Origin of the sequence: Ruminiclostridium cellobioparum subsp. termitidis CT1112 (genome assembly GCF_000350485.1) — a bacterium.
GTDB lineage: Bacteria > Bacillota > Clostridia > Acetivibrionales > DSM-1351 > Ruminiclostridium > Ruminiclostridium termitidis.
This window is the reverse complement of record NZ_AORV01000066.1, coordinates 1-21,471: the sequence shown is the minus strand read 5'-3', so window position 1 is coordinate 21,471 and position 21,471 is coordinate 1. Positions and strand designations below refer to the sequence as shown.

The following is a 21,471-nucleotide window of genomic DNA, read 5'->3' as shown; positions in this document are numbered from 1 at the left end:
ATGGCTTTGATTACGAAAATGCGTGAGTACAGGGCACTGCAGAATTTGACACAGGACGAACTGGCTGGGCTGGTCGGTGTGCGGCGGGAAACTATTATCAATCTGGAAAAAGGCCGATATAACCCATCGTTGAAGCTCGCTATGGATATTGCCAAGGTGTTTTCCTGTACGGTGGAGGAACTGTTTTCGTTTAGTGAGGAGGGAAAAGGTTGAAACGTTTGGTGCGGCTTTGCGATAAAATCCAATACTTAGGGCTTTTAGGTCTGCTGAGCCTGATTTTTGATAATAAGCTGTTGAATTTCTTATGGCTGTTCTGGCTCTTTGGCTTTGTCGGTATCTTTTATAATCTGCCTGTTTTTCTACAGTCTCTAAAACAGTTATGGGGTATGCTGACCGTTCTTTTCCGGTACGGCTCTCACATACCAAATGCAGAGAATTACCAATGTAAAGTGCAATATTCTCTGCCCTTTCAGGGCGTATGGACAGCGGTAAACGGAGGTGTTGACAAGGCATCTTCCCATTCATGGGGAATCCAGACACAACGGTATGCTTATGATTTCGTGATTCTCGATGAGGAAGGACACAGCTTTTCCGGCGACCAAACAAACGCAACAGACTATTATTGTTACAGCAAAGAAGTTTTAGTTCCCGCGGATGGTGAAGTGGTTGAGGTGCGAGCCGGATACCCCGACAGCCTCCTGTTAGGCAAGGGCAAGGTTGATTGCTCTGCGCGGGATATACGGGGCAACTACATACTCATTCGTCACTCCGATAAGGAATACGGGCTTTTGGCCCATTTGAAGCCCGCAAGCATCCGTGTGAAGGTTGGCGATAAAGTAAAACGCGGACAGTGTATTGCTTCTTGCGGTAATTCGGGTAACACTTCTGAACCGCATCTTCATTTCCACCTGCAGGATGGAATGAGCTTTTATACTTCGGCAGGGTTGCCCATCGAATTTACCAATATTTCGGCACAACCTGCCACCAACTATTCTGCGTTTGATCCCCGTCCCGTTTCACCTGCCTCCGCAGCAGTGAAAAAATATATCATGCGTGGTCAGAGTGTTTCAAACATGTAATACAGTGGTTTTCTGAGGATTAACCCTTGTATCCGCGATTCTCGCAATAGCAACGAACCGTACCGAATTAGAGTTGTATGTGTTAATGTTGCCGGTTATTGTGCTGATTGAGCCGATGTCACCCGGAGCTATTGACAAAAAAAGGTTTATTGCGATAGACTTATATCCGAGGTCTATTGCAATAAACTTAAGGAGATGCCCGCATGGAAAGATATAAGCTGTTTGACGCTGAATATAAATTCATCAACATTATTTGGGACGAAGAGCCGATCAACTCTACGGAGCTTGTGCGGCTGTGCAGTGACAGGCTCGGCTGGAAGAAATCAACCACTTATACGGTACTGAAAAAGCTTTGTGACCGCGGCATTCTGCAAAACAGAGACGCGATTGTTACCGCGCTTATCAAGTGTGAGGAAGTGCAAAAATATGAGAGCGGCGCCGTGGTTGGAAAAGCCTTTGCCGGATCGCTGCCGAAATTCCTGACCGCTTTTCTTGATGAAAGGAAGCTTTCCGAACAGGAGGCCGAGGAGCTGAAGCGGATCATTGAGGAGGCGGTAAAATGAACGCCCTGCAGGATGTATTCACGGCCGTCCTGAACATGAGCATAACCGCCTCCTATGTTTCTGTCGGCGTGATCCTTATCCGCCTGTTGTTAAGGAAGGCGCCGAAGATTTTTTCATATATCCTGTGGGCTCCAGTGCTTTTGCGGCTTGTTTTCCCGTTTTCTTTCGTTTCGGTTTTCAGCTTTCTAAGTTTGGTCAAACCGGTTCACCTAAATATGGCACAAGGCAGAAGTGCGGTTGAATTTGTGCCGAGGGATATCGGACAGTTACCAGCGCCTGCAATACAATATGGCGCCCACGGTATTGGCAACGCGGTAAACGCAGTCCTGCCCCAGGCTGTCCCGGCTGCAGGCACAAATCCCATGCAGATATGGATAGCCGTCTTAAGCCTTATCTGGATCACCGGAGTGATTGCGATGCTGATTTACAGCGTCGTCTCCTATGTGAAAATCAGAGGAAAGCTCCAAACCGCAACTTTCGTGGAGGGCAATGTCTTTGAGACCGACGCTATCGGTACGGCGTTGGTATGCGGCTTTATCCACCCGAAAATCTATGTGCCCGTGAACGTCGGGGAGGTTGGCCTGCCCTATTTGTTGGAACACGAGCGCACGCATATCCGCAGGCGGGATTACCTCATAAAGCCCCTCGCTTTTTTTTCGCTCAGCCTTCATTGGGTCAATCCGCTGATGTGGCTGTCCTTTTTGCTCATGAGCCGGGACATGGAGATGTCCTGCGACGAAAGTGTGCTGCGCAGACTGGGCGCTGGTGTGAAAGGCGGCTACGCCGGCTCTCTGCTGTCGCTGTCGGTGAAAGGAAAGGGGCTTCCCGCGGCGAGTCCTCTGGCTTTCGGCGAGAGCCATGTGGCGGCGCGGATAAAAAATGCGCTCCGTTATAAAAAGCCTGCGTTTTGGGTAATCATTGCTTCGGTCGTCATACTGTCGGCCGCTGTTTTCCTTCTGCTCGCCAATCCCCAAGCAGGCCGCTCCGATCTGACGGCGGAGAATGTGAAGAATATGAGTTGGACTGCGGAGCAGGACGACAATAAGCAGGCATATGCCGTAGATCAGGATGAATGGGGCCCTGTCATAGAGCTGATCAACACGGCAAGTAGAAGCCGCATTCCCGAACGATACCGGCCTACTTACGATGAATTGTATCCTGTCTACTATACCCTTTCCGTTGAGGCGGATGACCGGGAGAATCCGGAAAGCACAACCTATATGTTGCTGCTCTATCATCATAAGGACTGGGATATCTTCCACGGCGAGTATGAATATAAGCTGGCGCTGACCCGTCTGACGCAAAGCGGAGAGTCGGATATTTGGGGACTGCCGTATTCCGAGTGCCGCCGTATGCTGGAATGGTTCAGAAAAAAATCGGAGCAGCTCCCTCCGTCTGCCGGGAATGGCCTCAAAGAGGCAGAAAGGTCCATCGGGCAAAACATCGATATTATCATGTCCTCGCCGCTGACCTCCTCCAATCCGCAGGATTATATCGACGCCAATCGGGCCGAATACAACGCAATCCTTGCCATGGATGCGAAAGCCCTGCCCTATATGTTCTCCGAGCTTGAAAAGGGCGGACAGACGGGACTTAAGGGCCAGATCATGGAGGGTAAAGCTATGGCTACCGCTTATGTTGCTCCGAATTTATTAAACCGAGAATTTGAAACACAGGTACTTACGGATGTATACCCATTGACTATTCCAAAAGCAATGTTAATACATTATCAATATTATCTTATTGAAAATAAAAACCAAATTGTCCTTGACAAAGGGTACACTTTACTCTGATATGCACATTAACGCCCATAAGGATTGGGGTTGTTTGTTAAACCGACCAAATAATCTATACTTGTTTTATAGTGCAGTGCCAGGGCTATTAGATACCTAACCGGAATTTCCCTTTTTCCTGTTTCATAATTGCTATAAACACGTTGGTCAATGCCTAATAATTCAGCCACTTGTGTTTGTGTTAAATCGTTATCATTCCGACAGTCTTTTAATCTCCGGTATACAGTCACTTTTACCACCTCAAAAGGAATTATATTTTACTACCAAAAGATAGTGTTTGTTTTACTATCAAATTATAGTAGAATGTTATTGAGGTGATTATATGAGTAAAGAAAAACAATATTGGAGCGAAATTCAAGTCATGCGTGAAAACTTCAAATTTATGAGAGAAATAGGGGGTTGGTCGATAAAGAATTGTCGGTATTATCGGGGATACGTAAAAATGTACTGGAAGACATTGAAAATGGGAGGAATTTTGAAGTTGAGTATATATTCAAATTATCTGATTTTTTATGGTATAGTACCTCATAAAATATTCGCCAATAAAAAAAGCAAGGGGCGAACATAATTTCCGTTAATAATGAAAGTGTATTCGAAGAAACTAAATTTAAAAGATGAGGTGGATTATGAATAGACTGATAATAATGCTTTGTCTGATAACATATCCAGTAAAATACTTCTATCTTGTGATTCAACTGTTACAATATCAGGCCGACAGCCTGCTTGTCTGAACGTCAAACGCTGTCAATTAGCTCAAAAAATTATCTGTTTCAATTTAATGCGTAAAAGGTTATATTATTATATATAAGCGGAAACATTGATGACAAGGAGAATGTCCATGAGCAAATACAATATTCACAGTGACTTTAAAAAATATGAAAATACGAAACTTCCTTTATCTCCTTTGCTTTTACCTCTTATAAATATTTTCCTGTCAAAAAGCGTTAATAAAATAAAACCTGCCGAGGGTGTGAGCTTGACAAAGGAAAAAATTACAGGCTATCAAAACGGATTGATTGAGCTGACAATTTACGCACCAAAGGATATTGATAAAAGCGCACCTTGCCTTATTTATTTTCACGGAGGAGCCTTTGCCCTCAAAGCGGCGCCTTATCACAAGAATTTAGTCTGCCAATATGCATTAAGGACACCCTGCAAAGTGATTTTCGTGGATTATAGATTGGCACCTAAATATGCTTTCCCTGTGGGCGTTGAAGATTGCTATGCCGCCTTTGAATGGGTTTGCAAAAACGCGGAAGTTCTTGGTATTGATAAAAATAAAATAGCTGTCGGAGGGGACAGTGCGGGTGGCGCGCTTGCTGCTGCCGTCAGTATTATGGCCCGCGATAGAAAAGCACCTGAAATATGTTTTCAAATGCTAATTTATCCTGTAACAGATGCAAGACAGATTACCAAATCCATTAAAAATTACATAGATACTCCTATGTGGAATTCAAAGCTTAATAAAAAAATGTGGGAATTGTATCTCAGAAATGGAGTGTATGGTAAAAGAGAATATGCATCTCCTATGGAGGCAGCTTCTTTTGAAAATTTACCGGATTCTTATGTTGAAGTATCAGAATTTGACTGTTTAAGCGACGAAGGAGTAAATTTCGCAGAAGCCTTGCAGTCAAGCGGAATTCATGTTGAATTGTATAAAACCGCAGGAACGGTTCACGGATTCGAGATTGCAGAAAAAAGTGAAATTGTAACTCAGAGTGTGGCGAAAAGGATTCTGGCTTTGAGAAAAGCCTTTAAGCTTTGATTGTCAAGTCCCACTATCTTCACTTTTTCTGAAGGCTTGCCGGAAAACCGGCGAGTTTTTATTTTGTTTAAATTGCGATATAAGTTAAATGAAAAAGTAAATTCATTTTCTAAAATAAATTGTATGCATTTCATATCTTATAATTCTCAGATAGACACAATAAATTACAAATATCTACTCAATATTTTACATTTCTTTTTACACTTCAGGATATACAATAAAAATATGTTCAGGCGTTGTCCGTGAGACTTTATCTGCATTCTATTATAAATAATACCGGTGGCTGTACTTTAAGCTGCTGGTGAAGCCATGCAAAATATTCCCGAAACTTTCAAAAATAAGGAGGAGGATGTCTGATAGGTGGATTTCATATGGTAAACTCTGCAGCCATTTACGGCCGGATACGTGGTATAATGTAAAAGTTTATCAGTAATCAAAATTATCAAGTGATAAAAGGGGAGGCTTTGTCCCACTTTTATTTTTTGTATCATCCTTTTCGAAAGTGTGAAGTTACATGTGAAGGCTATCTTTGAGAAAAATTATTATGGGGACTAAAATATGGAAAAGATTTGGAAGGCCAGCTGGATTATAGATGGGCTTTTTGAAGGTTTAACGCCGCTGAATGTGTTTCATAAGCAGTTGGATACAAGGGAAGCACCGAAACATATGGAGCATTTAAAAAACCATCATATGCTTGTCCGCAAGGAATTTGTGCTAACCAGGAGCATTGGCCATAGTTATTTGGATATTTCGGCAGATGATTACTATAAGCTTTATATAAATGGCAGATTCATCGGACAGGGTCCTGCACCCGCATACCATTTCCAGTACAACTATAACCGGTACGAAGTTTCCAAATATTTGAGAAAAGGAAATAATGTAATTGCAGTGCACGTATACTACCAGGGTCTGGTGAACAGGGTCTGGAACAGTGGGGATTACAGGCAGGGTCTTATTGCGGAGCTGTTTGTTTCGGATAAGCTGTATCTGAAAACCGACGCTACCTGGAAATACACAAGGGCCAATGAGTTTGTCGGAACTGAAGTCTTTGGCTACGAAACCCAGTATAACGAAAATATTGATCAGAGACTAAAAGAGTCTGGCTGGAGAGAATGCGGATATCCGGATGAAATCTGGCAGAAGGCTTGTGTCAAGCTAAAGGATGATCACAGGCTGATCATACAGCAGACACCGCCTCTCGAGATTTATGAAATAAAGCCCATGAAGGTGGTAAGCCTGGCAGAGGGACACTATTTGATAGATTTTGGACAGGAAATTACGGGCCAGTTCAAAATGCGGGCCCGCGGGGAGCCAGGGCAGACTATTGAGGTTTTATGCGGAGAAGAATTGGAAGAGAATGATTTCAGGCATGTTCGTTTTAAGCTGCGCTGCAATTGTATCTATCGGGAGCTGTGGACCCTGTCGGGCGGGGATGATGTGCTGGAATATTATGATTACAAGGCCTTTCGCTATGCGGAAGTGGTGGGACCGGCCCAGTGCTTTGAGCCAGACAGCTTTTCAGCCATAGTCCGGCATTACCCTTTTGCAGAGGACCGGTGTATATTCCATTCTTCAAGTCCTCTGCTGAATGCTGTATGGGGAATATGTAAAAACGGTGTAAAATATGGGGCACAGGAAGTTTTTGTAGATTGCCCCAGCAGAGAAAAGGGTCAGTATTTGGGAGACGCTACCGTTACAACCCATGCCCATTTATATCTTTCGGGAGATTTAAGATTATTTAAAAAAACCCTCCAGGATTTTGCAGCCTCTTCCTTTATCTGTCCCGGGCTTATGGCGGTGGCGCCCGGAAGCTTTATGCAGGAGATTGCAGATTTTTCCCTCCAATGGCCGCTGCAGCTTTTGAATTATTATCATCAGAGTGGGGAGCTTGCGTTTTTAGAAGAGATGTACCCGGTTGCAGAAGGGATCCTGCAATATTTTAAAAAGTTTCAGAGAACTGACGGACTTTTAGAGAATGTTAAAGAAAAGTGGAACCTTGTAGATTGGCCTCAAAATTTGCGGGATGAATATGATTTTGATCTTTCGGAGGTCGTGGGTGAGGGCTGCCATAATGTTATCAATTCTTTTTACATAGGTGCGGTTAAAACTGTAAATGAAATCAAAAGAATTCTTGGAGATAGGAACCTCTATGACTTGCCAAGGCTTGAGAAAGCTTATCAAAAAGCTTTTTACCGTGAAGAGCTTAAATTATTTGCAGACTCCACGGTTTCAGGCCACACTTCGCTTCATTCAAATATGCTGGCCTTGTTTTTCGGGCTTGCACCGGAAGAAGCAAAAAACAGCATTGTTGAGCTGATTAAGGACAAAAAATTAAATTGTGGAGTATACAATACTTATTTTCTTTTGAAGGGTCTTGCAAATGCCGGAGAATATGAGCTGATCTACCAGCTGATAACCTTGGAGGATATCCATTCCTGGGGGAATATGCTGAAGGAAGGTGCCACTACCTGCTTTGAGGCATGGGGAAAGGATCAGAAGTGGAATACCAGCTTATGTCATCCGTGGGCAAGCAGCCCGATTCCGGTGATCATAGAAGATATACTCGGACTTAAGCCTTTAAAACCCGGTTGGGAAGAGATTTCCTTTACGCCCCATATTCCTGCAGTGTTAGAACATATAAGCCTTGAGATTCAGACCGTAAAGGGACGCATCAGGGTCTCCTGTGTGTCCGGAAAAGCTGAAATATTCGCGCCAGAGGGTATCAAAATCTCATATGCAAACGGATAAATGCTCAGAAACAAATTCAGGCCTTGTATACTGTTTTTAAAACCCAATTTTGTACAAAAATAAACTAAATCGTGTACATTTTAAATCCATGAAATCATTGTATGATAGTTTCAGAAGAGGAATTACAAAGTTTAGTCTTAATTAATTTCAGAGAGGATATTTTTTATGGGGTCGCAAAAATTAATGAACTACGGGTCTGAAACAGCCGCACCGCATGGGGTCATGCGTTTAAAAAGAATCTATGCACAGCATATAAAAAGAAGTTTGCCGCTTTATATCATGTTTTTTCCTATCATTATTTATTATACGATTTTCCGGTATATTCCCATCAGTGGGCTGATCATTGCTTTTAAAGATTACAGAATCCTGGATGGGATCCTGGGAAGCCAGTGGGTTGGATTTGAAAATTTTAAATTACTTTTTTCAAATCCTTACTGTCTGAAAGTAATATACAATACGGTATTCCTGAGGCTGGTCGGTATCATTGTAGGTTTTCCAGTGCCAATCATTCTGGCGATACTGATCAATGAAATTAAAAAGAAGTGGTTTAAATCATCGGTACAGACCTTGATATATCTTCCATACTTTCTATCCTGGGTAATCGTGGCAGGAATGATTGTTACAATCTTCGGGCAGGGGAATGGAAGCATTCTCAATCACTACATAAAGATGCTTACAGGGAATACAGTACCTTTTTTGAATACACCGCATTCCTGGATTATGATATTTGTTGGGTCAGGTATATGGAAGGAGGCAGGGTTTAATGCAATTCTATTTTTATCAGCGCTGACGGCCATAGATCCTGCACTATACGAATCGGCTGCATTGGACGGCGCAGGAAAATTGAAACAGATATGGCATGTCACACTGCCTGGAATCACATCAACAATTATCGTGGTATTGATACTGGCATTGGGAAGAGTGATGCAGATGGGCTTCGATCAGATTTATATGTTACAGAATGCAGCTGTGAACGATGTAGCCGATGTTATTGTTACCTATATATTCCGTGTGGGAATACAGCAAGGCAATTACAGCCTTACATCGGCCATGTCGCTTTTGGAGTCATTGATTGGATTTTTATTTATATTTACATCAAATAAGATCGCCGGTAAGTTTGGCGAGAGCTTATGGTAAGGGGAGGAGCAATCATGAAAGCATCCAGGGAAGAAAAAATATTTTATGCATTTTGCTATATACTTTTGACACTGGCAGCCTTATCCTGCCTGATTCCGTTGCTGAATCTGTTTTCAATATCTGTCAGCAGCGCGGATGCCGTAGTATCGGGGAAAGTCAGCATTTTACCTGTGGAATGGAGTCTGGAGTCCTATAAAACATTATTTAAAATATCCCCTATTCTAGGAGCGTTTAAAAACAGTCTGCTCCTCACTGTGGCAGGTGTGATTCTAAATCTTGTTTTTTCCATCCTGACCGCCTATCCGTTGTCACGTCCATATTTTAAAGGCCGTGCCTTTTTCAGCAAGTTCATTGTTTTTACCATGCTGATATCGGGAGGCATTTTACCAAATTTTATCCTGATGAAATCCTTAGGGCTGATAAACAGTTATGGTTCAGTTTGGCTGATTACTCTGATCAGTACGTATAATGTACTCATTATGAAGACGTTCTTTCAGAATATTCCCATAGAATTAAGCGAGGCGGCATATGTTGACGGCTGTGGGGAATTCAGGCTTATGCTCCAGATCATATTGCCGCTTTCAAAAGCATTATTGGCTACTATGACGTTATTTTACATGGTAGCAAACTGGAATGAATTTTTAAATACGCTTATGTTTATTGCCGACCCCAAGAAATATACTATGACAGTGGTTGTACAGGAGATGATCAGAAACAGCACAATGCTTACGGACGCCGCTTTTCTGGATCCGGAAACCGCGAAAAATATGACCGGTGATGGTATCCAGGCAGCAGGTATATTTGTTATGATGCTTCCGATGCTTTGTGTCTATCCTTTCCTGCAAAGGTTTTTTATCAAGGGGGTGATGCTTGGTTCAATAAAAGGGTAGTATTTTAAAATTTATTTAAAAAAAGGTAGCATTTTTAGTTTATTCAAACCAAAATTTTAAGGAGGAAAATGAAATGAAAATGAGTGGAAAAGCAAAGAAATTCGTGTCCATGTCACTTGCGGCTGTTTTATCGTTTGCTTTGGTTCTGACAGGCTGTGGCGGAAAAAACAGCGAAAATAGCAGTACTGACAGTTCTGCGGCTGCACAATCTTCACAGTCGGGTGCACAGTCTGAAAATCGGGGAAGTATAACCGTTTCCGTTTATGATCGCGGGAATATTCCATCCAGTGAAGGAACTGTTATCGATAACAGGTGGACGAAGTGGATTAATGAAAATGGTCCTGTGGATGTAACCTATGTAGCAATCCCAAGATCAGATCCGGGACAGAAGTTCGGAATACTTTTCGCTTCGGGAACTGCACCGGATTTATGTCTGGAATATGATCCAACCTTAAAACAGCCGTATTATCAGCAGGGTTTGATGATGCCCATCGGTGATTTGATTGAAAAATACAGTACGACATATAAGGAATGGATGAAAGAGAACCCCGCACTTGAAAAGGTTGGAACCATGGATGACGGAAAATTGTATCAGATCGGAAGAGTGATGGAAAACGCTCCTTTGGATGGTTTATACATAAGAAAGGATTGGCTGGATAAGCTGAATCTAAAAGTACCTGCAACCATAGACGAACTGATAAACGTGGCTAAAGCATTCACGGGAAAGGACCTGAATGGCAGCGGTAAAGCAGATTCAATAGGCTTTGCGGAAGTTCTGGGAGGTGAAACAAGCAGGATGATTTTCGGCTTCAACACTCCGACTACAAAAATTGCAGGTTTCCCTTATACGGTCAAGGGAGAGGATTTGGTATATGACACAAAACCTTTGCTTGAGTGGACGAAATTCAGAAAAGCGATTTACGATACCGGAGCCTGCGACAAGGAATTCCTCATGGATAAAAACGGAGCCAAGGCCACACAGGATATTACTGCAGGCAGAGTAGGTATTATTTGTGCTCAAGAAAATCAAATGATTCCCGGTTTGGCAACATTGAAAAAGAATGTACCTTCTGCAGAGATCATCCCAATAGAACTTCCTGAAACACCGGTGGGTAAATTTAACGCCATTATTGCGAACACGGTTCAGGCTGTTGGATTTATCAACTCAAAATGCAAAGATCCCGAATCGGTTATAAAATATATTGATTTTATGGCACTGGAAAGCACAAAAAAAACCTTGAAGTTTGGAATAGAAGGCACACACTATAAAATGGCAGATGACTATCCTCAAATTATAGATGCGGACAAATATAAAACGGAAGTAAGTTATACAGGAGATTTATATATGGCTTGTTCCCGTGAAGTATTCAACAACCCGCACGGACCCTATGATTTGAATGATCCGATTCAGAAAGAGCAGTCCGCACTCTGGGATGCTGACAGAAAAACATATTTCAATACAAAAATTGCATACCCCGGTGTTACCTATAGCGAAGATATTCCGGCACTTTCAAATGATATGGCTAAAAATTACAACAGTATCATGCAGCAGCTTACCGATATCTGGAATAAAGCCATTATCAGCGGCAGCGCATATACGCCGGAACAGGCAGAAAAGGATATGAATGATCTGTGGGATAAAACAGGCGGCAAGGATATTAACTCCTTCTATAGTGACTGGTACAAAAATAAGAAATCGACTTCAATACTTAGCAATGACTTGTACCAGCTTCTGGATAAGGAAATTTCAGACAGAAAATTGAGCTGGTAAAAACAAGTATAGTATAATTCACTATTATAAAATTCATAAAAAGGTCCTGATTTGATCGACATCGTTCACAATTCAGGACTTTTTATGAATTTTGAACGGGGTGAGTTCTCCATGCTATAATGGGAGAAATAGGACAGGAGTAGATGCTATGTACCGTGTATTGATTGTAGATGATGAACCTTGGGCGTTGGTTGTGATCAGAAAAATATTTAACTGGGAGGAAAATGGTTTCGAGGTTATTGGAGAGACCACCAGTTCTAAAAAGGCAATAGATATCATCAGTTCAGAACATCCTGACGTGGTTTTCACCGACATCCGGATGCCAAATTTTGATGGAATAGAGCTCATAAAGATCATCCGGCAAAAGAAGATTGATACCGAATTTATCATTATCAGCGGTTTCGCTGAATTTTCCTATGCGCTGGAGGCAATTCACAACGGTGCACTGGATTATTGTCTGAAGCCTATGGACCCATCCAAAACAGATGAATTACTGAAAAAAATTTATGTTTACCTTGAAAATAAAAGAAGCCTCCAAAATAATGAATTAATGGAGGTGATAAAGGGTACTTCAGGACGAAAAAGTGCAGTGATAGATGACTTCTTACATAAGTACACTCAAGGTGTATGGTTTTCCATGGTAGTATATTCTGAAAATGAGAATGATAATGTAAAAAATTCAAAGGGACTGGAAGGTTATCATCTTCTGGGAATCAAGGTAGGAGTAAATAAATACCAGTACATTGTGAACATGGAGGATAATGCAGCATCAGATAAAATGGAGGAAGAGTTATTTAAAAAGCCGGATATTATAAGTGCCGGCATCAGCACCAGGGTGGAAAAAGCGGAAGATTTTCAGAAATTGGTTAAAGAAGCTGATATTGCGGCGCTAAAGACATTTGTCAGCGGCGAAAAAGGAGTGTTTTTCTATACAAACAATATCCAGATACTAAAACCTGTATTGAATAAGATATCCAATGCTGTAACAAATAGAAAGTTTGAATTGCTTCAGGGCATACTTGAGGAGCTGCAGGAATTATTCGTGGTGCAGGGACTTGGCATGTCTGAAGTCATCTATTTTTGGAATCAGATTGTCAGCATTATGGATAACAAATTTGAGGATAAAAGTACATACTTTAATCTGGAATTTTTAAATTATTCTGAGTTGTGTACCCGGTTTAAGGATTTTAAATCCTTATGCGGGTATTTGCAGGAAGTATTTAATGAATTGGGTCCGGATAAGGTCATGTCTCTTTGTGATCAGGAAATCAATGCATCTTTTATTAAAATGGTGGAGTATATCAAAGCTAATTTCAGTCAGGAATTGTATCTTAAGGAACTGGCGGTCAAATTTTATATTAACCAGTTTTATTGCTGTGAACTTTTTAAAAAATTTATCGGGAAGACATTTTCCGAATTTATTGCCAGTCTCAGAACGGAAAAAGCTTGTGAGCTGATGGTGACTACCGATCTTTCAATAGAAAGAGTGGCAGAAATAGTGGGCTATAACGACTATTACTACTTCAACAAGGTATTTAAGAAATATTGCGGCATGCCTCCTGCAAAATACCGGAAAAACCACACAAAATAACTGAGAGAGAGGGTGTAGCTTTGGGTATGAACAAGTTCAAACTTAAATACCAGATTGCTTTCCTTGTTGGAGTTTCTGTTGTCCTTATGATACTGGTCCAGCTTTTTTACTATTACAGATTTTATACACTTACCCGGGAAAGGGCTATAAATTATGAAAGTACGATTATTAATCAGACAACTATAAAAATAAATTCTATTTTTAAGGATGTGGAATCTGCAGCCAATGTCATTGCCTACAATAAGCATATACAGGATTTTATATATTCCGATAATCATGTTGAGCGCTCATTAATCCTTGAACCCTTTGCATCGGATGTATTAGGAGATGTAAAATCCTTAAATCCCAACATATACAGTGTCTGGATTACAGATAACAAGGGAAGGATTACAGCTACCTTTTTAGATTATAACTCGGATATCCACACCAGGCTTCAAAATAAATACAATTATAATGAGGACAGCTTCAAATCGCCAACGTTTACAAATGTTTTCAAAGATAACAGCACAGGAAGGTTTTTCTTTTTTTATATAAGTCCCATCGTAGATACAAACGGCAGGATAGATTTATTCAAAAAAATCGGCGTATGTACCGTCATGATTGATACCTCCACAATACAGGAACTTATTGCAACGATGGACCTCACGCCCAATGCATTGTTCATTGTACTGGATGGCGAAAACAGGGTCGTTGCATCCAATAATAAAATGGAGCAGGGTGAATTGTTTTACGATATCACACTTGGAAGTCAAATGGGCTCTGAGGACAGCAAGACTGTTATGTATAAAAACAACAAAGTCATTCTGCAGCAAAAAGACCTGGGAATGGCAGGGTGGAAGATTGTAAGCGTGCTTCCTATGAGCGAATTGACCAGTGACATGCAGTCCATGAAGAGTTTTGGCATTATGACGGGCATAATTTTATTGGTTATTCTGGTGTCCATAGGATATTTATTTATGAGAAATATAACGGATCCGGTGATTGGACTCGTAAAGGATATGAAGAAAATCGGCGTAAGCAATATTGGATTCAGACTGCGTGTTCAGTCAACCAATGAAGTTGGCATATTAGCCATGGATATTAATAAAATGCTGGATCAAATTGAGGATATGACGAGGAGGATTTTCAATTCTCAGACCAGATTGTATGAAATGGAATTGTCCAAAAAGCAAGCAGAATTTTCTGCGCTTCAAAGTCAGATCAACCCCCATTTCCTTTATAATACCCTGAACTGTATCAGCGGTATGGGCCTGGCCAACGGAATTACGGAAATTGCCTGTATTTCTTCAAGTATGTCCAATATTTTCAGATACAGCATACGGAAGGATGAACTCGTTTTTATCCGGGAGGAAGTGGCGTGTATCAGTGAATACCTTTACATCGTCGGCCTGAGGTATGGAAACAGGTACTCTTTAAAAGTAGATGTGCCCGACTCTATTATGGACTTTAAGACCTTGAAAATGATTTTTCAGCCTGTTGTGGAAAATGCATTATATCACGGACTTGAGAAAATGGAAGAAGGCGGGCGGTTAAGCATTAAAGGCTTTCGTAATGAAGCAGGAGATATATGCTTTGAGGTGAAGGATAATGGTGCCGGAATAGAGGAAGCCAGGCTTGAAGAAATCCGAAACAGGCTGGATAGCTTTTCCCATTGTACGGAAAATGGCGATTCAAGGGGTGTAGGGATAGTGAATATTCAGAGAAGAATTAGACTCACCTTCGGTGAAAAATATGGTTTGTTCATATATAGCAAATTGAATGAGGGGACAAAAGTGGTAATATTAATGCCTGCTTTTTGAGTGACGGATTGGCAGCAATGGTTCAGGGATACTCTAAGGTTATGATATTGCTTACATTCGAGCAAAAATAATGCAGGTGTTTGGGTTAAGACCAAATAAATAAGATAAGTGAAAGGGAGTAATATATAAATATGAGTACCAATAAAAAATTTGTTGATATTGCACAACAGCTTAAACCTGAAATAAATAAAACGACTGTTTTCCCGAAGCGTTTAATTGAAGTTGTTGGTGATAAGGACGTATTTCAAGGATGGAGAATTAATAATTTAGAAGAAATCGAAAATTTAGAACTAAAATCTTTTGGTAAAAATGAGAGCTTTGTTATTGATTTTGGAGATCATCAGGTGGGTTATATTAACTTATCAATAAAGGCTGTAGGCAGCCCTCCAGATGCTCCTCTCAGGTTGAAGCTGATTTTTGGAGAGATGCCTTGTGAAATTGCAGAATCTTTTGACAATTATGACGGAAGGCTGAGCCGCTCCTGGCTTCAGGATGAACTCGTCAATATTGATGTCCTTCCCTGTGAGATACAATTACCCAGACGGTACAGTTTCCGGTATTTGAAGATTATTGTCATTGACACCTCAAAAAAATATAAAGTGGCATTTTCAAATATTTATATTACTTCGGTTACATCAGCAGATGTATCAAAAATTGAACAATTAGAAGATACCATTCAAGAAGATTTGAGAGTCATGGATAATATCAGCATAAAGACACTTCGGGATTGCATGCAATCAGTATTTGAAGACGGGCCGAAGAGAGACAGGAGATTATGGATAGGTGATTTAAGACTGCAAGCTCTGGCAAATTATCATACTTTTAAAAATTATAACCTTGTAAAGCGCTGTCTTTATCTTTTTGGGGGGATGACTCTTAAAAGCGGCCATATTGGAGCATGCGTCTTTATAGAACCACAACCTTTAGTGGATGATATTTATCTTTACGATTACTCCCTCTTCTTTGTAGCAAGTTTGTATGATTATTACACAGCAACAAATGATATGGATACTTTAGATAAACTTTGGCCTGTTGCCTTAAAACAATTAGAGCTTGCTTTGGAAAGATTGAATGAAAAAGGGATAGTTAAAGATGATCCGTCATGGTGGTGTTTTATCGATTGGCATAATGAGCTCAATAAGCAGGCATCTGCACAGGCTGTTCTTATATACTGCCTGAAAAGGGGACTTTATCTGGCAAAAGAGTTAAAACAGAACAAGGTCATAGATTTTATCAAATATAAAATTGATTTTGTATCAAAAGCAGCAATTGAGCACCTATGGATTAGCGAAAAAGGATTTTTTATCAGTGGTGAAAACGCGCAAATATCCTGGGCATCACAAATCTGGATGGTACTTGCAGAAGTTTTCAGTAAAAATGAAAATGCAAATTTATTAGAAAGATTGTTTATAGATCCACCAGCAATTAAAATGAATACTCCCTATATGTATCATCATTTTGTTGATGCACTGTTCCTATGCGGTATGAAGGAAAAGGCATTGGAACAAATGAGGGGATATTGGGGTGAAATGGTAAAGGATGGAGCTGATTGTTTCTGGGAATCGTACAACCCTGAAGACAAATTCTTTTCGCCATATGGAAGTAATGTCATAAACAGCTACTGCCATGCATGGAGCTGTACTCCCGCATATTTTATAAGAAAGTTCCTGCGTTAAAACAAGGAACAGCTTTTCAACTCTACAAACCCAAAATAGTACAAAAGAATCTGAGATTTATACATTAAATCCTATGGAAATGGATGGTATCATGAGTTCAAATTCATTGTTTTTACCATCATCATTTCCTGTATAGGAACCATGTTTAATAAAAGATGGGAGGATCTGCTTGATTTTGGGTTAAGACCAATTAAATAAGAAAAGTGAAGGGGAGTGACATATAATATGTGTATGTTTTTAAAAACAGGGATCAGAAAGTATGTGGCACAATTCTTGGCAGTTTCAATGGTACTTTGCATGTTTACAGTAGTCCAACCTGCATACGCGGCTGCAACTACAGCAAATGTTACAGTAAATGCCAATGTTACCGGCAATAAAATCTCGCAGCTCCTGATAGGTGGATTCTCTGAAGACCTGCATTTGGAAGTTGACGGAGGCTTTTATGCAGAAAAGGTTTTTAATCGCTCGTTTGAATTTAATTCCGGTGATGGGGCAGGCTATAATACTCCCCTCGCAGGGTGGACACAGGTTAACCGTAATGGCGGCACAGGAACAATTACAGTGGAAAACAGCAGCCCGCTTAACTCCGTCAATACCCATTATGTGCATATAAATGTTTCGAATGCAGGAAGTGGGGTGGGATTGTCCAATTCCGGGTGGTATGGACTGAGTACGGTAGCCGGAACTACATATAATTATTCCATCTATGCTAAAAGAGGAGCAAATTTCAGCTCATCCTTAACTCTGGAAATTGACAGCCAGGGAGGTACAAACTATGGCACTGCTGCTGTAAGCTCTCTTACTGCAGATTGGGTTAAGTATACAGGCAGCATTACTGCCAATACCACTGACCAAAATGCACAATTGGTAGTAGTGGCTAATGGAACAGGGGATGTATATTTGGACTTTATTTCGTTATTTCCAAGTACAACCTTTAAAAATCGTCCAAATGGTATAAGAAATGACATTGGAACTGCGCTTGAGGATCTGCATTATAAGTTCATCCGTTTTCCAGGCGGTTGTATAATACATCAATATACTTACCAATATAATTGGAAGGATCAGATAGGGCCTGTTGAAGGCCGCAAGGAGTATTCCAATACGGCCTGGAATACAGCTGAGCCAAAAGAGCATATATCAAATGGATTCGGAATGTATGAGTGGCTGCAGTTATGTGAAGATATAGGCGCGGTTGCCGTACCATGTCTTCCTGTTGGTGCAAAATGCGGAGGCGGTGCTCTTGACCCTGCCAGTGCAGAAATGGCTCAGCTCACACAGGATACTCTGGACTTTGTAGAGTTCTGCAACGGCGATGCTGCGACAACCTGGGGGGCAAAACGTGCTGCTATGGGACATCCGGCACCGTTTAACATCCAGTACCTTGGTTTGGGAAACGAGGAGAATGATACTCCTAATTTAAGAGCGGATCTCGCAAAAATATATAATGCGGTTCATGAAGCTTATCCCTCACTCAATCTGATAAATACCGCATTTTGGGTTGGTCAGGAAAACAATGGATATGACTTTAACGCAAGCTTAAATGCGTATGGAAGTGATGCTCACTATTATTTTAACAGAGGTTCTCTTAGCTGGATAGATTTCATTAATAGCTATAACCGCTCCTATCCGCAGGTGATATTGGGAGAATATGGCTCCAATACAAGGAATGGAGAACTCGAAGATGCTATTGATACTGCCAGGGATAAAGCGGTATTCGAGAAAAATGGTGATATTCTAAGTATGTCCTCCTGGACACTTCTAAGAAAAGTAATAGACTTTGATAATGCCAACGTGTTTAAAACTGCTAATTACCACGTAGATAAGATGTGGTCGGAAAATTTGGCAGATTATAATGTGCAGTTCAAACAATCCGGAGATTCAAACCTTGTAGTTGTGGCAGGTAAAGATGCGGAAACCGGTGACCTGATTCTAAAGCTTATCAATAACAGCGCCAATGATATCAGCTCCACTGTCGCAATCAACGGTATGTCGGATATTTCCCCTGCTGCGGATGTTACTTATGTAAAACCTATAACTCCAGGGAACAGAGCAGCCCTTGACAGCTATTTATATAATGGTATTGACAAAGGTTACAGTGTAGATAGGAATGAAATCAGCACGGGTAAAACCACTGCCACTGTAAGCAGTAATCAACTCACTTATTCAAGTCCGGCTTACTCTATGGCTGTTGTCAGAGTTCACGGTAATATTTCTTCTACCCATGATACTATATATGAGGCAGAAAATTTTAACGGTGGAGCTGCCATAACCAGCGGCCGTGTAAAGACAGCTGTCAAAGAGCTTAATACTTCCAGTAGTGATTTCTGGAGCAGGGCTGATTTACAGGGAGTTAACGAATTTATTCAATATAATGATGTTAACGTTGTTGCCGCGGGTACCTATAATGTTAAGGTTGGTATTAAAAAGGATACTAACCGGGCCATTACCCAATTGTCAATTGACGGTGTCGATCAGGGTTCACCCATTGACCAGTATGACTCTACAGCAGTTAATCAAGAGGTTGATTTGGGTACGGTGACTTTAAGTGGCGGCAAGCATACCTTTAAATTTAAAGTAACTGATAAGAACCCGGCTTCTTCAAGCTATACGTCAGCTGTAGACTATATCCTGCTCAATGATGCTGATAACTTTAACACCATGTCCACCGGCAGTGCACCTTTGGGCTGGACACTGGACACAAGCGGGGGCACAGTTACGGTACAGGAGGTTCCGAGTTCTGCCGATAAGAGTGTATTGATGAGCAAGTCTGACGCTGCGGCAGGTAGGAAGACGTCCATGTTAAAGACGTTTAACCCATTAAGTGGCATAGTGACAATAGAGGCAAAAGTCAAAAGAGATACTACTGCAAATGTGTGGTATTTGCCTAATATCTACAGCAGTGATGGAACTATGGCAGAATCTGTTATATTTGATAATGGCGATATTAAGGCATATAACGGAGGAATATGGCAAACTGTACAACCATTTACTGCAGATACGTGGTATACTCTGAAATTAATAATAAATACTGATACCGATTTATTTGATTTGTATATAGATGGTGTTAAGAAGGTTGATCAGCTTACACTTGGAAATGCGGTTACAGATATAAGCAAAATAGAATTCTATGCAGCAGATGGTAACACAGGTGATACATATGTGGACATTGAAAATGATCCATATTCATTCAGTGAAGCCACATTAAGCGGTTTGGCAATAAGCAAGGGGACTTTGTCACCAACATTTACACCTGGTATTATGAGCTATAATGCCGGCACTGTTGCAAACAATGTATCAAGCATAGATATTACGCCAACAGTGACATCTTCAGTATACCGGAGTCTGACAGTAAACGGTGCAGCCTCAGTGTCGGGAGCTGTAAGCTATGTTAGTCTTGCGGAGGGAGAAAACATTATCCCCGTGGTGGTAACAGCACAGGATGGTACAATTGCCACATACACAATAGTCATCACAAGAGCAGTATTTCAAAGCAGTGATGCTGCATTAAGCGGTTTGGTAATCAGTCAGGGGACTTTGTCACCGGCATTTGGTTCAGGTACTCGTAACTATAAAGTCCTGGTCGGTAACAATGTATCAACCATAGATATTACACCAACAGCGAACTCGGCAGTTTACCGGACACTGACAGTAAACGGTGCAGCCTCAGCGTCAGGAACTGTAAGCAGTGTGAATCTTACGGTTGGATTAAACAGTATACCGGTGGTGGTTACGGCACAGGATGGTACAACTGCCGCATATACAATAGACATCACAAGAGAAGTAACTCCCAGTACCGCAAACTTTAACACCATGACCACCGGCAGCGCACCTTTGGGATGGAACCTGGACACAAGTGCAGGTACAGTAACTGTGCAGGAGGTTCCGAGTGCTGCTGATAAGAGTGTACTGATTAGTAAAACCGGTAATGCGACAGGCTCGAAAACGACCATGTACAAGGTGCTTGATCCACTAAGCGGTATAGTTACAATAGAAGCAAAAGTCAGAAGAGAAGCTGCCGGAAGTTTATGGTGTTTGCCTTATGCATATGGCAGTGATGGAGCCATAGCAGTATCCATACAATTTGATAATGGCAATATTAAGGTATACAACGGAGGCTGGCAAACTATACAGCCATATACGGCAGGTACGTGGTATACGCTGAAAGAAGTAATAGATACTGATACCGATAAATTTGATTTGTATATAGATGGTGTTAAGAAGGTTACTCAGGGTGTACTTAGAAGCGCTGTTACAGATATAAGCAAAATAGAATTTTATGCTGCAGATTTTAACACGGGTAATACATATGTGGACATTGACAATCAGCCATTTTTAGAAACAAGTGATGCTACACTAAGCAATCTGACAATAAGTCAAGGGACCCTGTCACCAATATTTACACCAGATACCAAGAACTATACAGCCACTGTTGCAAACAATGTATCAAGCATAGATATTACGCCGACAGCAAACTCTTCAGGATACCGGAGCCTGACTGTAAACGGTGTGCCCTCTTCATCGGGAGCTATAAGCAGTGTGAGTCTTGTACCCGGAGAAAACAGTATCCCGGTGGCAGTTACAGCACAGGATGGTACAATTGCCACATACACAATAGACGTCACAAGATTAACAGGTCTGAGCAGCGATGCGACATTAAGC

Annotated in this window: 14 protein-coding genes; 13 read left to right on the top strand and 1 reads right to left on the bottom strand. The window is 41.2% G+C overall.

Annotated features, from left to right (window positions below; translation table 11 throughout):
* The 4 genes from CTER_RS24375 to CTER_RS28980 all read left to right on the top strand — a co-directional run bounded on the left by CTER_RS24375 (nt 1) and on the right by CTER_RS28980 (nt 3,435).
* The gene (locus tag CTER_RS24375; protein ID WP_004630434.1) at nt 1–213 is read left to right on the top strand and encodes a helix-turn-helix transcriptional regulator; all 213 of its coding nucleotides are present in this window, start codon (nt 1–3) and stop codon (nt 211–213) included.
* On the top strand, nt 210–1,079 hold the full coding sequence (locus CTER_RS24370) for a M23 family metallopeptidase (RefSeq protein WP_004630485.1): 870 nt from the start codon (nt 210–212) through the stop codon (nt 1,077–1,079). Before CTER_RS24375 ends, CTER_RS24370 begins: the two co-directional genes overlap by 4 nt.
* Before the next feature lie 203 nt (nt 1,080–1,282).
* Nucleotides 1,283–1,642 (top strand): BlaI/MecI/CopY family transcriptional regulator, encoded by a 360-nt coding sequence (locus CTER_RS24365; RefSeq protein WP_004630310.1) that lies wholly within the window; start codon nt 1,283–1,285, stop codon nt 1,640–1,642.
* On the top strand, nt 1,639–3,435 hold the full coding sequence (locus tag CTER_RS28980; protein WP_004630390.1) for a M56 family metallopeptidase: 1,797 nt from the start codon (nt 1,639–1,641) through the stop codon (nt 3,433–3,435). Before CTER_RS24365 ends, CTER_RS28980 begins: the two co-directional genes overlap by 4 nt.
* An 8-nt stretch (nt 3,436–3,443) precedes the next feature.
* Here CTER_RS28980 and CTER_RS27825 read toward each other — a convergent pair whose 3' ends face one another.
* A complete protein-coding gene (locus tag CTER_RS27825; RefSeq protein WP_004630317.1) occupies nt 3,444–3,665 on the bottom strand; it encodes a helix-turn-helix domain-containing protein in 222 nt (73 codons plus the stop codon).
* Between the two features lie 608 nt (nt 3,666–4,273).
* On the opposite strand from CTER_RS27825, the gene CTER_RS24345 reads away from it, so the two are divergent.
* The 9 genes from CTER_RS24345 to CTER_RS24305 all read left to right on the top strand — a co-directional run.
* Nucleotides 4,274–5,200, top strand: coding sequence for an alpha/beta hydrolase (locus CTER_RS24345; protein WP_004630371.1), 927 nt, complete (start codon nt 4,274–4,276; stop codon nt 5,198–5,200).
* Nucleotides 5,201–5,758: 558 nt separating this feature from the next.
* Nucleotides 5,759–7,948 carry a family 78 glycoside hydrolase catalytic domain gene (locus CTER_RS24340; RefSeq protein WP_004630320.1) on the top strand — a complete coding sequence of 730 codons (2,190 nt, stop codon included), beginning with the start codon at nt 5,759–5,761 and terminating at the stop codon, nt 7,946–7,948.
* A 165-nt stretch (nt 7,949–8,113) separates the two neighbouring features.
* The gene (locus CTER_RS24335) at nt 8,114–9,085 is read left to right on the top strand and encodes an ABC transporter permease (protein WP_004630324.1); all 972 of its coding nucleotides are present in this window, start codon (nt 8,114–8,116) and stop codon (nt 9,083–9,085) included.
* A gap of 14 nt (nt 9,086–9,099) precedes the next feature.
* Complete coding sequence (locus tag CTER_RS24330; protein ID WP_004630506.1) at nt 9,100–9,975, top strand: carbohydrate ABC transporter permease; 876 nt, start codon at nt 9,100–9,102, stop codon at nt 9,973–9,975.
* Between the two features lie 73 nt (nt 9,976–10,048).
* Nucleotides 10,049–11,746, top strand: a complete 1,698-nt coding sequence (locus CTER_RS24325; RefSeq protein ID WP_004630382.1) for an extracellular solute-binding protein — start codon at nt 10,049–10,051, stop codon at nt 11,744–11,746.
* A 148-nt stretch (nt 11,747–11,894) separates the two neighbouring features.
* Nucleotides 11,895–13,337 (top strand): response regulator transcription factor, encoded by a 1,443-nt coding sequence (locus CTER_RS24320; protein WP_004630423.1) that lies wholly within the window; start codon nt 11,895–11,897, stop codon nt 13,335–13,337.
* A gap of 26 nt (nt 13,338–13,363) precedes the next feature.
* Nucleotides 13,364–15,136, top strand: coding sequence for a sensor histidine kinase (locus CTER_RS24315; protein WP_131469479.1), 1,773 nt, complete (start codon nt 13,364–13,366; stop codon nt 15,134–15,136).
* A gap of 131 nt (nt 15,137–15,267) precedes the next feature.
* On the top strand, nt 15,268–16,812 hold the full coding sequence (locus tag CTER_RS24310; RefSeq protein ID WP_004630473.1) for an alpha-L-rhamnosidase-related protein: 1,545 nt from the start codon (nt 15,268–15,270) through the stop codon (nt 16,810–16,812).
* A 225-nt stretch (nt 16,813–17,037) separates the two neighbouring features.
* Nucleotides 17,038–21,471, top strand: a 4,434-nt coding sequence (locus tag CTER_RS24305) for a cadherin-like beta sandwich domain-containing protein (RefSeq protein WP_004630446.1), incomplete at its 3' end; no start/stop codon positions are given.

Excerpts from the sequence above, each read along its gene's own strand:
- CTER_RS24340 (WP_004630320.1), top strand. The coding sequence starts at position 5,759 with ATGGAAAAGATTTGGAAGGCCAGCTGGATTATAGATGGGCTTTTTGAA.
- CTER_RS24330 (WP_004630506.1), top strand. The coding sequence starts at position 9,100 with ATGAAAGCATCCAGGGAAGAAAAAATATTTTATGCATTTTGCTATATA.
- CTER_RS24315 (WP_131469479.1), top strand. The coding sequence starts at position 13,364 with ATGAACAAGTTCAAACTTAAATACCAGATTGCTTTCCTTGTTGGAGTT.
- CTER_RS24365 (WP_004630310.1), top strand. The coding sequence starts at position 1,283 with ATGGAAAGATATAAGCTGTTTGACGCTGAATATAAATTCATCAACATT.
- CTER_RS24335 (WP_004630324.1), top strand. The coding sequence starts at position 8,114 with ATGGGGTCGCAAAAATTAATGAACTACGGGTCTGAAACAGCCGCACCG.
- CTER_RS24320 (WP_004630423.1), top strand. The coding sequence starts at position 11,895 with ATGTACCGTGTATTGATTGTAGATGATGAACCTTGGGCGTTGGTTGTG.
- CTER_RS24375 (WP_004630434.1), top strand. The coding sequence starts at position 1 with ATGGCTTTGATTACGAAAATGCGTGAGTACAGGGCACTGCAGAATTTG.
- CTER_RS24310 (WP_004630473.1), top strand. The coding sequence starts at position 15,268 with ATGAGTACCAATAAAAAATTTGTTGATATTGCACAACAGCTTAAACCT.
- CTER_RS28980 (WP_004630390.1), top strand. The coding sequence starts at position 1,639 with ATGAACGCCCTGCAGGATGTATTCACGGCCGTCCTGAACATGAGCATA.
- CTER_RS24345 (WP_004630371.1), top strand. The coding sequence starts at position 4,274 with ATGAGCAAATACAATATTCACAGTGACTTTAAAAAATATGAAAATACG.
- CTER_RS24325 (WP_004630382.1), top strand. The coding sequence starts at position 10,049 with ATGAAAATGAGTGGAAAAGCAAAGAAATTCGTGTCCATGTCACTTGCG.